The organism is Sphingomonas sp. PEI4 (assembly GCF_056679955.1).
The window spans coordinates 4,015,185-4,029,342 of record NZ_CM155258.1 but is presented as its reverse complement, the minus strand read 5'-3'; the positions used below and the strand labels follow the sequence as shown (position 1 = coordinate 4,029,342).

Here is a 14,158-nt window from a genome sequence, read left to right as displayed (position 1 = left end):
TGGGCGGTTGCGGTCATTTCGAGCGCTTTATATCGTCCTGCTACTATGTGCACAGAGAAAAACCCGTAAGCCCTCATTTACGGCCAAAGAGCTTCTCGATGTCGCCGTGTGCGAGCTTCACCCAGGTCGGGCGGCCGTGGTTGCATTGGCCGGAGTGCGGGGTGACTTCCATTTCGCGGAGAAGGGCGTTCATCTCGGGGACCGACAATATGCGGCCGGCGCGGACGGAGCCGTGGCAGGCCATCGTGCCGGCTACTGCGTCGAGGCGCTCCTTCAAGGAGAGGGCTTCGTCGAAGGCGGCGAGTTCGTCGGCCAGGTCTGTGACGAGGCCCTTGGGATCGCTTTGGCCGAGGAGCGCGGGGGTGGCGCGGACCAGCATCGCGTGGGGGCCGAAGCGTTCGAGGTCGAGGCCGAACTCCGACAGTTCTTCGGCGCGGGACTCGAGGCGGTCGCAGGCGGATTCGTCGAGTTCCACGACTTCGGGGATCAGGAGGGCCTGGCTCGCTATGGTGCCGCCGATCAGGGCTGCGCGCATGCGTTCGAGGACGAGGCGTTCGTGGGCGGCGTGCTGGTCGACGAGGACGAGGCCGTCTTCGGCTTCGGCTACTATGTAGGTCTTGGCGATCTGGCCTCGGGCTGCGCCCATGGGGAAGGCTGTGGTTTGGGGTGGGGGCGTCCAGGCTGGGTCAGCTCTTGCCTGTGGGGGAGCGGCGAAGAAGGTTGGGCGGGAATCGTTGACTGAGCCGTAGCTGCGGTTTTCTAGCGGTAGCCTTTGGGGCGTGCCCTCACCTTCCCATCCGCTTTGCGGACGGGCCCCTTCCTCTCCCCTGGGGGGAGAGGAGTTTTCGGGTTGCCACATGGACAGGGCGGACTCGCTGGCGCGTTGGCTTCTGTGGCCCGCCGCATCCAACGCGCGGCGGAGGCCGGAGACGATCAGGCCACGCACCATTGCGGGGTCTCGGAAGCGGACTTCGGTCTTGGCGGGGTGGACGTTGACGTCGACCTGGTCGGTGGGGATGTCGAGGAACAGCGCGACGACGGCGTGGCGGTCGCGCGGGAGCATCTCGGCATAGGCACCACGGATCGCGCCCATCAGCAGGCGGTCCTTTACCGGGCGGCCGTTGACGAAGAGATACTGATGGTCGGCGATGCCGCGATTATAGGTCGGGAGGCTGGCGACGCCGCCAAGGACCAGGCCTTCGCGCTCCAGGTCGATCGCGACCGAATTATCGGCAAGTGCGCGGTCGGTGAGTGTCGCCACCCTGCCCGGCCGGTCCTCGACCTGCATCGCCGACAGCGCGCGGCGACCGTCATGTTCCAGCGTGAAGCCGATGTCCGGACGGGCCATCGCGAGCCGGCGGACGACGTCGAGACAGGCGGCGTATTCGGCGCGGGGGGAGCGGAGAAACTTGCGGCGGGCGGGAACGCGGGCGAACAGATCCTCGACCACCACGCGCGTGCCGGGCGGGAGCGCGGCGGGGCCCTCGCGCTCGACGCGGCCATTGTCGACGGTTCGGGACCAGCCTTCTGCGCCGCGAATCCGGCTTTCGATCGTCAGCCGCGCGACGCTCGCGATCGAAGGCAACGCCTCGCCGCGAAAGCCCAGGGTCACGACCGATTCGATGAACTCGTCGGGAAGTTTCGAGGTGGCGTGGCGTTCGAGTGCCAAGGCCATGTCGGCGGGGGTCATTCCGCACCCGTCATCGGCGACTTCGATCCGCGAAGTGCCTCCTTCTACAAGGAGAATCGCGATCCGGCCTGCGCCTGCGTCGATCGCGTTTTCGACTAACTCCTTCAACGCGCTGGCGGGTCTTTCCACCACTTCACCGGCGGCGATACGATTGACTAGATGCTCGGGGAGACGCCGTATTGACATGGGTTTGCGTCTAGACCAAGCGACGGCATCCCGCGACCCGCAAACGCCACTTATATAGTATAGGCACCCGGTGCTCGAAAACACCGGCGGGCTCCGCGAGATGATGTGTGTGTGCGCATGTTTTTGGTGGTGGTTCGCCCGTCCGGCGGCCAGGATTACGGGACCCTGATTGAATGGCCTTCTACTCGCGTTTCTTCAAGTTCATGTCGCACGACATGGCGATCGACCTCGGCACCGCGAACACCGTCGTCTACGTCCGTGGCCGCGGCATCGTCCTGAACGAGCCGTCGGTGGTCGCGGTCGAGACGATCAACGGGATCAAGCGCGTCAAGGCGGTCGGCGACGACGCCAAGATGATGATGGGCAAGACGCCGGGCAACATCGAAGCGATCCGGCCCCTTCGCGACGGCGTGATCGCGGACATCGACGTCGCCGAGCAGATGATCAAGTATTTCATCCAGAAGGTGCACGGCCCGCGTAAGTTCGCACGCTGGCCCGAGATCGTGATCTGCGTGCCGTCGGGTTCCACCAAGGTCGAGCGCCGCGCGATCCGCGATGCCGCGTCGAACGCGGGCGCATCGCAGGTGTGGCTGATCGAGGAGCCGATGGCGGCCGCGATCGGCGCGGACATGCCGGTAACCGAGCCGATCGGTTCGATGGTCGTCGACATCGGCGGCGGCACGACCGAAGTCGCAGTGCTGTCGCTTCGTGGGCTCGCCTACACCACGTCGGTGCGCGTCGGCGGCGACAAGATGGACGAGGCTATAGTCAGCTACGTCCGCCGCAATCATAACCTGCTGATCGGCGAAGCGACGGCGGAGCGGATCAAGAAGGAGGTCGGCATCGCCAAGCCGCCGGTCGACGGCATCGGCATGATCATCCAGATCAAGGGCCGCGATCTCGTCAACGGCGTGCCCAAGGAAATCCAGATCAACCAGGGCCAGATCGCCGAGGCGCTGAGCGAGCCGGTCGCGACGATCGTCGAGGGCGTCCGCGTCGCGCTGGAGAACACCGCGCCGGAACTGGCCGCGGACATCGTCGACCAGGGCATCGTGCTCACCGGCGGCGGCGCGTTGCTGCAGGGGCTGGACGAAGTGCTGCGTGACGAGACGGGGTTGCCGGTGACGGTCGCCGAGGATCCGCTGACCTGCGTAGCGCTCGGCACCGGCCGTGCGCTCGAGGATCCGCTGTTCCGCGGCGTGCTGATGAGCGGCTAAGAGGTTGGATTTGCTTTAAGACACGCGGACACGAAATCGCGTCGACCGAGTCGCAGGGGTAGGTCCCCCAGCGCTTCGGCGGCGCCCGAGACAGGGGGACAGGCGCATGGCGCCAGCCCGCGACCGGCGGACGGGGTTTTCCCGACGTCGGCAATATGGTGTGTTCATGGGCTATGTGCTCGCCGTCGCTGGTGCGGTGGTGGGCCTGGTGCTGCTCGTCGCGTCCACGTTCAATCCGCCGGCGTTTTCCGCGCTGCGCATGGGCGTCGCGGGGGTGACCACGCCGGTCTCGACGGGGCTCGCGACGGTCGGGTCGTCGATCTCCGGTATCCCCGATGCGATCGGCAATTACTTCTTCGTGAAGCAGGAGAACGTCGCGCTACGGGCCGATCGCGACCGCACCCGGGCGCTGCTGATGCGCGCACGGACGATCGCCTATGACAATCGACGGTTGCGCAGCCTGCTCGCGATCCGCGAACGCTCGACCGCGCCGGTCGTGACGGCGCGGCTGGTGAGTTCGAGCGCGTCGAGCGGGCGGCGGTATGCGTTGCTCAACGCCGGACGGTGGAACGGCGTGTTGCCCGGCATGCCGGTACGCGGCCCGGACGGACTGATCGGACGCGTCGTCGAGACCGGGCCGAACGCCGCGCGCGTGCTGTTGCTCAGCGACGGCGACAGCATCGTCCCCGTCCGCCGCACGCGCGACGGCCTGCCGGCGATCGCGGCGGGGCGCGGCGACGGGATGATCGACATCCGATCGGTCAACGCGACCAACGTCCGCTTCAATGCAGGCGACCTGTTCGTGACCACCGGTACCGGCGGCATCTACGCACCCGGCGTGCCCGTCGCGCGCGTGACCAGGGCGGGGTCGGACTCGGTGATGGCGCGCGCGTTCGCCGATCCCGATACGCTCGACTTCGCGCTGGTCGAGCGGATGTTCATGCCGGTGCCGCCACCCCGACCGGTGACCCAGCAATGAGCGCGCTACGATGAGCAGGGCCCGCGTCGTCGACAGCGTCGATTACAAGCCGTTCGAGACCAAGATCCCCGCCGGCCGATCGCGCGCGATTCCCTGGGCGACGGTGATGGCCGGATCGCTGATCACGATCATACCGGTGGTCGCGACGATCCCGCTGCTGCCGCCGTTCGGGTTCGTCATGCTGCTCGCGTGGCGGCTGCTCGCGCGGTTCGCGTTCAGGCCCTGGGCTGCTGCGCCGCTCGGCTTTTTCGATGATCTCGTCAGTGGCCAGCCGCTCGGCAGCGCGGTGCTGATGTGGTCGCTAGCGTTCGTTGCGATCGACATGATCGAGCAGCGGCTCGCCTTCCGCGACTATTGGCAGGACTGGCTGATCGCCGGCGGGCTGATCGCGGCGTGCATCCTGGTCGGCCGCTTCATCGCGGTGCCGGTCGGCGCGCATGTCGACACCATCCTGATTGCGCAGATCGCCGTCACGATCCTGATGTTTCCGCTCGCCGCGCGGATCGTCGCTGCGATCCAGAACAAACGGGGCGCCGAGTGAGGAATACCCCGCGGATCGTCACCGAAATGTCGCAGGCGTACAGCTTCTCGCGCCGCGCGTGGATGCTGGGCGCGGCGCAAGGCGGCGTCGGGCTGATGCTTGCCGGGCGGATGGCGTGGCTGTCGGTGGCGCAGAACGAGCGCTACACGGCGATGTCGGAAAGCAACCGCGTCAACATGACGCTGTTGCCACCGCGCCGCGGCTGGATCGTCGACCGCCACGGCGTGCCGATCGCCAACAACCGCACCGATTTCCGTGTCGACATCATCCCCGATCGCCTCCGCGACAAGGAGCGCGTGCTGCCTTTGCTCGGTCGCATCCTCCAGCTGCCGCCCGAGGAAGTCGAGCGGATCGCGATCGACCTCGAACATGCCGCCGGGTTCCAGCCCGTGCAGGTCGCGGAGAATCTCGACTGGGAGCGGTTTGCCGCGGTCAGCGTGCGGCTGCCCGAACTGCCCGGCGTCGCGCCCACCCGCGGGTTTGCGCGGAGCTATCCGGCGGGCGCCGCGGTCGCGCACCTGACCGGCTATGTCGGCGTGCCCAATGCCGAGCAGTATAAGAAGACGCGCGACCCGCTGCTCGTCACGCCGGGCTTCAAGCTCGGCAAGGACGGGCTGGAGAAGATGCTGGAGGCCGAACTTCGCGGCGTCGCCGGTGCCAAGCGGGTCGAGGTGACGGCACGCGGCAAGCTCGTCGCCGAACTCGCGACCAAGCCCGACGTGCCGGGCAAGACCGCGCGCCTGACGATCGACGCAGGCCTCCAGGAATATGCCGCGCGCCGCCTTGGCACCAACTCCGGATCGGTCGTGGTGCTCGACTGCCGCACCGGCGAGATGCTCGCGATGGTGTCGATGCCGGCCTATGATCCGAACAGCTTTTCGGACGGGATCAGCCATCTCGAATGGCAGATGCTGAGCGACGACGATCACGTGCCGCTGATGAACAAGGTCACACAGGGGCTGTATCCGCCGGGCTCGACGGTCAAGCCGATGAACGGCCTCGCGCTGATGAACGCAGGCGTCGATCCGTCGACGCGCGTGAATTGTTCGGGCGCGATGCGGCTCGGGACCAGCGTGTTCCATTGCCACAAGAAAAGCGGCCATGGTCCGCTCGATCTCAAGAACGCGATCATGCAGAGCTGCGACATCTATTTCTACGAGATGGCGCGGCGGGTCGGCTACAACGCGATCGCGCCGGTCGCGCGGACGCTGGGCATGGGGCAGAAGTTCGACCTGCCCTTCTCGACGCAGCGCTACGGGACGGTGCCAGACCCGGCGTGGAAGCTGAAGAAATACAAGCATGACTGGACGGTCGCGGATTCGCTCAACGCGTCGATCGGCCAGGGCTATGTGCTGGCCAATCCGTTGCAGCTTGCGGTGATGGCGGCGCGCATCGCATCGGGGCGCGCCTTGCAGCCGAGCATCCTGGCGAACCACGTCCACCGCGACTCCCCTGCCCTCGCGATCGATTCCGAGCATCTCGCGCTGGTCCGCGACGCGATGTTCGGGGTGATCAACCAGGGCGGCACTGGTGGCGCGGCCAAGCTGCTGATCCCCGGCGTCGCGATCGCGGGCAAGACCGGGACCGCGCAGGTCCGCCGCATCACGATGGCGGAGCGGCGGTCGGGCGTGCTCAAGAACGGGCAACTGCCGTTCAAGATGCGCGACCACGCGCTGTTCATCGGCTTCGCGCCCGCCGACAATCCCCGCTATGCGCTCGCGGTCGTGCTTGAGCATAACGGCCACACCGTGCGCAATCTCGACACGCCGATGATCGGCCGCGACATCATGACCTATATGCTCGACCGCGAGCGTGCGCTGAAGTCGCTCGCCGAGGTCGAACCGACCTGGGGTGGCGATATCCGCACGCGCATGGCGGCGACTGCTGAGGCGTACCGCAAGGCGCAATCCGCCCCGCCCGCGGCGATCGCCACCAAGACCGACGCGATCGTGCCCAGCGACGCCCCTGCGGTGGTCAACGCCACCGACATGGCCAATGCCACGCAGGAAGCGCTCACCACGCCCGGCGCTACGGTCGCCGAAGATGATTCAAGGGACCGCCAGCCGTGAACCGTATCGAGCGCACGCGATGAACCGTACCGAGCGCAAGCGATGAACCGTATCGTCCCCGAACCGCTCGCCAAGCTGCCCTGGCTGGTGATCATCCTGGTCGTCGCGATCGGCTGTTTCGGGCAGGTCGTGCTGTATTCGGCGGCGGGCGGCTCGCTGCGGCCCTGGGCGCTGTCGCAGGGTATCCGCTTCTTCGTGCTGCTGGCCGGCGCGATGGGGCTGTCCTACATCCCCGAGCGCACCTGGAAGGCCGCCGCGCTGCCCGCTTATGCGCTGATCGTGCTGTCGCTGATCGCGGTCGAGATCCTCGGCAAGGTCTCTGGGGGATCGCAGCGCTGGCTCGACCTCGGGTTCATACGCCTCCAGCCGTCCGAGTTCATGAAGCCAGCGATCGTGCTGGCGGCGGCGAAGTTCTACGACATGCTCCCGCCCGGCGAGACGCGCCGGTTCGGCGGGGTCTGGCCCGCTGTGCTGCTGATCGGCATTCCCGCGGCGATCGTGATGAAGCAGCCGGATCTCGGCACCGCGCTGATGATCTGCTCGGGCGGCGCGACCGTCATGTTCCTTGCGGGCGTTCCCCTGCGCCTGTTCGTGGGGGGCGCGATCGCCGCGGCGGTGGCGATTCCGCTGGCGATCAACTTCGCGCTGCACGATTACCAGCGCAACCGCATCCTGATCTTCCTCGATCCCGAGAGCGACCCGCTCGGCACCGGCTATCACATCAGCCAGTCGAAGATCGCGATCGGCTCGGGTGGGATCTGGGGCAAGGGTTTCCTCCAGGGTACGCAGAGCCACCTCGACTACCTCCCCGAAGGCCATACCGACTTCGTCTTCGCGACGATGGCGGAGGAATGGGGGCTGGTCGGCGGCTGCCTGCTGATCCTCGCCTTCCTGCTGGTGATCCGCTGGGGGATCGAGGTCGGCCAGCGCGCCAACAGCCGCTTCGCCAGGCTCACCGCGGCGGGCCTCGCCACGACGATCTTCTTCTACGTCGCGATCAACCTGATGATGGTGATGGGCCTCGCCCCGGTCGTCGGCATTCCGTTGCCGCTGGTGAGCTTCGGCAGCTCGGCGCAGATGACCGTGCTGCTGTGCCTGGGCATCCTGATGTCGATCGACCGCCAGAACCGCAAGACGGTCGGCTGGTGAGCCAAAACCGGACTTAATGGGCAAAAAAACGGCCTGATCGACCAAAACGGACTCGGATCGACGAAAAGGGGGTTGCGGCCCCCGATGAGTCTGCTAACAGCGCGCCTCCAGCAGCGGGGCGCCACACCAGGGCGCCACTCAAAACCGCCCGGGAATGGACGCATAGCTCAGTTGGTAGAGCAGCTGACTCTTAATCAGCGGGTCCTTGGTTCGAGCCCAAGTGCGTCCACCATTTTCCATAACAAATCAATGGTTCGACCCTCGTTCGTCGACGCGCGGTTATCACTGGCCGACCAATGCCGGTCTACGTCACCATGCCATGACAATCGATATCGTTGCCAACGGCACGACAGAGGCGGTCGTGCCATCGGGAGCGTCGAGCCGGCGAAGCTGAGGGTCTCGAACGAGAGCAAGGATTTCGCCCTGCAACGAGGCCCTTGCGCTAGCGATCTTCAACGGGTTGGCAACGCTCATCCCGGCGCTGCCGTAAACCCTGCCCCCGCTATCTGCTGCATAGAAGCCGCGCCAACCGGCACCGACCGAGACCGGCACCGTGAGCGTGGGGCCGTCCTCTGCGCGCGTCAGGGGGAACGCGGGGGCGACACCGACGATCGTATTGCTCTCGTACCAATTGCGCGGTCGGGATCTTTCATCGGATCGAGGCGCGTGGAAACCGTTCGAGCTTTGCCCGACCAGGAACAAGGTCCCCTGCCCGTCCGCCCGGCGCTTCAGCACTGCGGGACCGCCGATCGCGACATGGACCGGAACCCTGTCGAGGCCGGCGTCGTCATCGTCATACGCACCGCGTGCATAATCGCCGTTGCGGAGGTCGAACGAGACGATCGGATGAACGGCGCCATCGCCGGTGTCGACTTCGGATAATGTCGCATCCTCGGTGTCGATGAACGGCACGGTCTGCGCCGACGCGCGTGGTGCAGCGACGCAGACGAGCGTCGCTGCGAGAACCATCAGGGCTGTTGCGTTCACGAGGTGCGTCGCACCATCCAGACGATATCGCCGGCATCGTCGACGACGAAGATCGCGCCGTCGTCGCGCGTCTGGACGCTCACCGGCCGCCCGTAGACTTCATTCTTCTTCTCATCCGCGACGAACCCGGTCAGGAACGGCTGCGGCGGCACCGTCGGCCTTCCGTTTGCAAACGGCACAGCCAGCACGTCATACCCGATGAACGCGGACCGGTTCCACGATCCATGCCGCGCGACATAGGCAACCTGTTGCGCGGTTGGCGTTCCCTTTGCGAACATCGGCTCGCTCATGGCTAAGTGGGGCGGCGTCACGATGCCTGAAGCGGCCATGCCGACGGGTTAATCGCCGTTCCCCTGTGCTGGTCCTGCTTTCAGCCGATGACGGCCTCTTAAAACGCCTTCGGCACGGCGGATCAACAGGGGGTCATGACCGAAAGCAGGTCATCCACGTCGCCTACGGCAAACGCGGAGAACTCGTCGCCGATCGCATAGGGGAGCAGAATGCGACGATCCCGGATCAGCGCGCCACAGCTATAGGTCACGTTCGGCACATAGCCCCCGCGTCGCTCCGCGCTTGGGAACAGCAATGGCGAGGCAGTGCGCGCCAGCACCTTGGCCGGATCATCCTTGTCGAGCAGGCACGCGCCGACGCAATATCCTCGCACCATGCCGACGCCGTGCGTGAACATCAGCCAGCCCTCGTCTATCTCGATCGGCGATCCGCAATTGCCTAACTGCACGAACTCCCAGGGGTATTTCGGCGCCATGATCGGCGTTCCGGTTTCCCACGTATAGAGATCGTCGGATCGCAGCAGCCAGATGTTCTCGCTGTCCTGGCGACCCAGCATCACGAACTGGTTGTCGATCCGTCGCGGGAACAGCGCCATTCCCTTGTAGCCGGTCATGGCGCCGGCAAGCGGCCTCATCTCGACCCGACGCAGGTCGATCCCGCGCAGGATCTCCTGGCGCGCATCCTTGCCGTCGAACGCGGTGTACGTGCCGATGATGCTGCGGACACCGTCGTGATCGGTGAAGTTAACGAGCCGTAGGTCCTCGATGCCCTGTCGCTGGCTCGGCAGGACCGGAAAGATGACGGTTTCGGACACATCCTGGCTGTCTTCGCATAGCAGACGGACCCACCCGTCATCCTGCCGCTCGATGCGAGGCGGGACGCCGTGCGCGCTGGCCGGATCGATCACGAGCCGGTCGCCCGGTCCCCACTCGCCGGTGCGGAACGTGATCGACGAGATATGGCCCTCGCCGATGCCCCGCAGCGACATGACGAAGCGGACCGCACCCGGCACCGAGGGCTCTTCATCCGTCAGTGAAACGATGCTGGGGTTGAAGAGCGCGGCGGACTCGAACGCGTATTCCTGGCTGAAATAGGCGCCGATGATGAGCCGTTCGTCGTCGTTGAAGTCGCCGTCCCCTATGTCCTGCCGTACCTCCTCGAAACGACGGAGCAGGACCTGCTCGGCGTTGCGATGACGCTCCCGCATGGGGGTCAGCAGCAGGTCGCGCATCCTTAGCCGCATCGTATCGTCCAGCGCCTGGATGCGGTCTACGACGACCTGACTGCGTGGCAGGCGGTCTGCCTCGAACGCTTGTGGATAGCCGAAGCTGAATGGCCGGATCACGGTGCGCGACGGATCGGGCTTCAACTCGACGTCCAGCGTCGTGAAGACATCGGCAGCGTTCATCGGCATCGGCACCGGCATCGGCATCGGCATCGGCATCATACCTTCAACTATGCTCGCGAGAGGACGCTCGCGACACGCAAGGTAACGATGTCGAGCGCCTCACGATCCCCGGTGAGGGGCGTTGGGATGCAAAACCCCGAGCCTCACGCCCCTCTCCCTTCCCACCACAAGGGCGGCGGCCCCTTCCCTTTCCCCGGCGGGGAGAGGGCGTTTCAGGTCACCGCGTGGCGGGCATCCATATGCGGGTCGTTGCCGCCTCCTGCTGGATCAAAACACCTCCGGGGCGCCGGTTACCGGCCTGCAAACCAGTGCGGTCATCGCGCCTTTACGAACCGTAAGGTGAACCGGTCGCTCTCGCCGATCGCAGCATATTTCGCGCGATCGACGTCCTTCAATTGATAGCTCGGCGGCAGCGTCCAGACGCCTTCCGGATGATCGTGGGTATCCTTGGGGTTGGCGTTGATCCGCGATTCTGCGGCAAGCGCGAAGCCGGCCTCCTGTGCCAGCCGAACGACCGTCGATCTCTTGATGTAGCCGCTCGTCTTCTCGCGCGCCGTGTCCATTTCCTCCGGCAAGCGATGATCGACCACGCCGAGCACGCCGCCCGGCTTGAGCGCTGCATAAAACGCCTTGAACACGCGGCCTGCTACGGCGGGGTCGTCCTGCATCAACAGGTTGTGGACGTTGCGGAACGTCAGCAGCATATCCGCGCTTGCCGCCGGGAGCGAGGACGCTCCAGTCTTGAAGTCGATCGTCGCGACCTGCGTCGCGCCATACGCCGCAGCCTTGCCGGCAAAGGCGTTGCGGGTGCGTTCGGCCTGCGCTGTCGGTACCAGCGCGACATAGTGGCCCCGGCCCCTCACCAGCGGTGCGAGGATTTCGGCATACCAGCCACCCGCCGGAAGAAATTCGACGATGGTCTGCGTCGGCTTGACGCCAAAGAAGGCCAGCGTCTGCGCCGGGTGACGATAGCGATCGCGCGCGCGGTTCGCAGGCGTCCGCGTCGGCGATGCGAGAACGGCAGCAATGTCCTTCGATGGGGCAACGGATTGTGCCCCCACCCCCGTAGCTCCAAACGCGGCAATACAGGTCAAGGCGGCGAGCAGTCGGTTCATAGCGTTACACTCCTTGAGCGGTTCTCCCGCGACAATGCCCCGCGCGAGCCAACCATACAATCTCAAGAGCCTCGGCGCCGCCTGGAACACTCAGCATCGGCTGGCCTCAGGCGATTTTACTGGTTCCGCCTGCGCCACAAAGCTCGGGGCTTCGCCTATTTCTGGTGGATCGCTCGGCGATCGAAGATGCGGCTATGAGTTCGCCACTTCGGCACGACGCGCCGCGCGGGCGTGCTCTCGCGTGAAATCGCCCACGCCGCGGTCGGTTCGACACAGCCGGTCCCAATGGCGGAAATACAGGCCGTAGTTGCAGCCATAGAGTTCGTGATGCCGCTGATGATGGCTCGCCGTGATCAGCCATCCGCCCAGCGGGCCCGACCACATGAAACGCGGGAAGATCTCCCATCCCATGTGGTTCGTGACTCCCATCACCGTCATGATCGTCAGCACGATGCCGAGACCGGCGATATGGATCGGAACGAAGAAGACCAGCAACGGAATGACCACCGCACCGGTCAACGCCTCGATCGGGTGGAACGCCATCGCGGCCCATGCCGTCGGAGGGCGGCTGGCATGATGCAGCGCGTGCGCGAGCTTGAAAGGCTTGGGTCGGTGCATCCAGCGATGCGTCCAGTAGAACCAGGCATCATGCAGCAGCAGATACAGGAAAACCGAGACCGGCAGGTACCAGAGCGGATAGGCATGGATATCGGAGTACACCTGTGTCCAGCCATGATGCTGCCACCCCCAGGCGACGACGCCGGCCGGAATCCCGTAGAGCGCTGCGGACGCGAGGCTCCAGATGATTTCGCGACGGACCTGCGGGTCCAGTCCGAGGTACAGGCCCGGATGCTTGCGTATCGTGATCCAGGCGAACGCGCCCGAAACGAGGAGATAGCGAACGCCGACGATGACGGTCATCGCGACAGCGGAAAGGATGATGGCGAGCGTCATGCTTGATCCTCGACGACCCTGCGATCGGCAACGCGCAGGGCAAGAGCACGCCGTCGCGATGGAAGGCCCCACCACGGCGTTCCCGGCGACAGATGGTGCTCGTGGTGATAGCCGCCGAAGTGGAAGCAGGTCAGCAGAGACATCACCGGCCCCACGTCGATGCTGTGAGCGCGGTGGGCGTCGACGAAGGGAGTCTCGCGTTCCCGATGTGGCAACCACGTCCCGAACACGAATAACTGCGCCACGGCGCCCAGCGCCGGCAATGCCCAGAAGATGACGATGTTGCCAAGCGGTGCCCCAAGCAGCATCGTATAGATCAGCGCCATCACGGTTATCCGGATGATCTGCCCGTGCGAATAGTAGGTCTTGAAAAACTGCAGGAACCAACCGACGAGGCTCGGATCGCCACCATGAAAATCGGGATCCCCCGCTCTGCCGGTTTGTTTATGGTGCAGATGATGCTGCGGCAGCAATGCTGCGTAGGACAAGCAGGCATATAGCGAAAGACAGGCCGCACCGATCGCCCGGTTCAGCCGGGGATGACCGGGAGCCAGCGCACCATGCATCGCATCGTGCGCAACGATGAACAGCCCCGTACTCAGCCATGTCTGGACGATGACCAGCACGATGGCCAAGGGAATTGTATCCAGGCCCCACTGCCAGAAAAAGATGCCGGTTACGTGGATCGCCAGCCAAGCCACGACGATCGCGGCGGACAGCAACACGCTAATACGTGTCTGACGCCTCATCGCTTCCGATTGGGGAGCCGTCACGCTCACGTCTTCGCATCTGCCGAGACGAGGTTTTCGGTTTTATCCGAAACTACCCCACGCCGCTGCGGATCGGCATTCGCCCGCAACTGCGCCTTCAGCACCGCGGGCTTGCGCGCGAAGAGGAAGCCGTGGCTGACGGTACCGTCCTTGCCTTCGACCGCATGATGCAGACGATGCGCTTGCAACAGGCGCTTGAAATACCCCTGCTTGGGCACCCAGCGAAAGCCGCCCCGCTGATGCACGAGCATGTCATGCACGAAGGCATAGATGCCGCCGTACACGGTGATGCCGAGTGCTGCCCACCAAAGTGGCTCCCACCAGAGCCCGACGACGAACAGCACGATCGGCACGATCGCGAAGACGACCGCATAAAGGTCGTTCTTTTCGAACCAGCCTTCATGCTCTTCGTGATGAGACTTGTGCCAGCCCCAGCCCCAGCCGTGCATGACGTAGCGATGCGCCGCCCATGCGAAGCACTCCATGAACAGAACCATGAAGACGACGATTGCGAGTTTCTCGAACCAGGTCACCTAGCTCGATCGCACGAATTGCCGATGGACGTGTGCAACGAATTCAACATGATACATACATAACCGTTACCGGCGGCCGATGCGAGGGCGCTCCGCGACAAAATCTCGGGGTCTGTGACACCTGAGGCCGCCCTGTTTTCAGGGCTGCATCGCCTCAAGATCGCCCTCAAGACCGCCCTCAAGACCGCGTAGTGATCGACGTATCTCGTCACCAGCCGGGACGCGCTGAACCGGACACCTGCGATGGGAAGTCCCGGTAAAATGCTCGA

Annotated in this window: 13 protein-coding genes and 1 tRNA gene; 6 read left to right on the top strand and 8 right to left on the bottom strand. The window is 65.1% G+C overall.

What is annotated here, in order from left to right; genetic code table 11:
• Window positions 1–73: 73 nt before the first annotated feature.
• Complete coding sequence (gene mutL / locus AC1MLZ_RS18625; protein ID WP_480959794.1) at window positions 74–1,876, bottom strand: DNA mismatch repair endonuclease MutL; 1,803 nt, start codon at window positions 1,874–1,876, stop codon at window positions 74–76.
• A 173-nt stretch (window positions 1,877–2,049) separates the two neighbouring features.
• Here mutL and AC1MLZ_RS18620 point away from each other — a divergent pair, with 173 nt between their 5' ends.
• The 6 genes from AC1MLZ_RS18620 to AC1MLZ_RS18595 all read left to right on the top strand — a co-directional run bounded on the left by AC1MLZ_RS18620 (window position 2,050) and on the right by AC1MLZ_RS18595 (window position 8,063).
• Window positions 2,050–3,093, top strand: coding sequence for a rod shape-determining protein (locus tag AC1MLZ_RS18620; protein WP_055878614.1), 1,044 nt, complete (start codon window positions 2,050–2,052; stop codon window positions 3,091–3,093).
• A gap of 106 nt (window positions 3,094–3,199) precedes the next feature.
• The gene (locus AC1MLZ_RS18615) at window positions 3,200–4,072 is read left to right on the top strand and encodes a rod shape-determining protein MreC (protein ID WP_480959793.1); all 873 of its coding nucleotides are present in this window, start codon (window positions 3,200–3,202) and stop codon (window positions 4,070–4,072) included.
• Between the two features lie 10 nt (window positions 4,073–4,082).
• Window positions 4,083–4,613, top strand: a complete 531-nt coding sequence (gene mreD / locus AC1MLZ_RS18610; RefSeq protein ID WP_332745490.1) for a rod shape-determining protein MreD — start codon at window positions 4,083–4,085, stop codon at window positions 4,611–4,613.
• 26 nt (window positions 4,614–4,639) lie between these two features.
• Window positions 4,640–6,682: a penicillin-binding protein 2 gene (gene mrdA, locus AC1MLZ_RS18605; RefSeq protein WP_480961606.1), complete on the top strand. Its 2,043-nt coding sequence runs from the start codon at window positions 4,640–4,642 to the stop codon at window positions 6,680–6,682.
• A 42-nt stretch (window positions 6,683–6,724) separates the two neighbouring features.
• Window positions 6,725–7,831: a rod shape-determining protein RodA gene (gene rodA / locus AC1MLZ_RS18600; RefSeq protein ID WP_480959792.1), complete on the top strand. Its 1,107-nt coding sequence runs from the start codon at window positions 6,725–6,727 to the stop codon at window positions 7,829–7,831.
• Window positions 7,832–7,987: 156 nt separating this feature from the next.
• Window positions 7,988–8,063: transfer RNA gene (locus AC1MLZ_RS18595), tRNA-Lys, on the top strand.
• 77 nt (window positions 8,064–8,140) lie between these two features.
• On the opposite strand, the gene AC1MLZ_RS18590 is transcribed toward AC1MLZ_RS18595, so the two are convergent.
• The 7 genes from AC1MLZ_RS18590 to AC1MLZ_RS18560 form a co-directional block, all read right to left on the bottom strand.
• Window positions 8,141–8,800, bottom strand: coding sequence for a hypothetical protein (locus AC1MLZ_RS18590; RefSeq protein WP_480959791.1), 660 nt, complete (start codon window positions 8,798–8,800; stop codon window positions 8,141–8,143).
• Window positions 8,801–8,814: 14 nt separating this feature from the next.
• Window positions 8,815–9,096: a hypothetical protein gene (locus tag AC1MLZ_RS18585; RefSeq protein ID WP_480959790.1), complete on the bottom strand. Its 282-nt coding sequence runs from the start codon at window positions 9,094–9,096 to the stop codon at window positions 8,815–8,817.
• Between the two features lie 134 nt (window positions 9,097–9,230).
• Entirely contained in the window at window positions 9,231–10,517 is a 1,287-nt protein-coding gene (locus AC1MLZ_RS18580) for a glycoside hydrolase family 130 protein (RefSeq protein WP_480961605.1), read from the bottom strand.
• Window positions 10,518–10,831: 314 nt separating this feature from the next.
• Window positions 10,832–11,632, bottom strand: a complete 801-nt coding sequence (locus AC1MLZ_RS18575) for a class I SAM-dependent methyltransferase (protein ID WP_480959789.1) — start codon at window positions 11,630–11,632, stop codon at window positions 10,832–10,834.
• A 192-nt stretch (window positions 11,633–11,824) separates the two neighbouring features.
• A complete protein-coding gene (locus tag AC1MLZ_RS18570) occupies window positions 11,825–12,586 on the bottom strand; it encodes a sterol desaturase family protein (RefSeq protein WP_480959788.1) in 762 nt (253 codons plus the stop codon).
• Window positions 12,583–13,311 (bottom strand): fatty acid desaturase, encoded by a 729-nt coding sequence (locus AC1MLZ_RS18565; RefSeq protein ID WP_480959787.1) that lies wholly within the window; start codon window positions 13,309–13,311, stop codon window positions 12,583–12,585. The genes AC1MLZ_RS18570 and AC1MLZ_RS18565 overlap by 4 nt, the downstream gene beginning before the upstream one ends.
• A 50-nt stretch (window positions 13,312–13,361) precedes the next feature.
• Window positions 13,362–13,853 carry a sterol desaturase family protein gene (locus AC1MLZ_RS18560; protein ID WP_480961604.1) on the bottom strand — a complete coding sequence of 164 codons (492 nt, stop codon included), beginning with the start codon at window positions 13,851–13,853 and terminating at the stop codon, window positions 13,362–13,364.
• Window positions 13,854–14,158 lie beyond the last annotated feature (305 nt).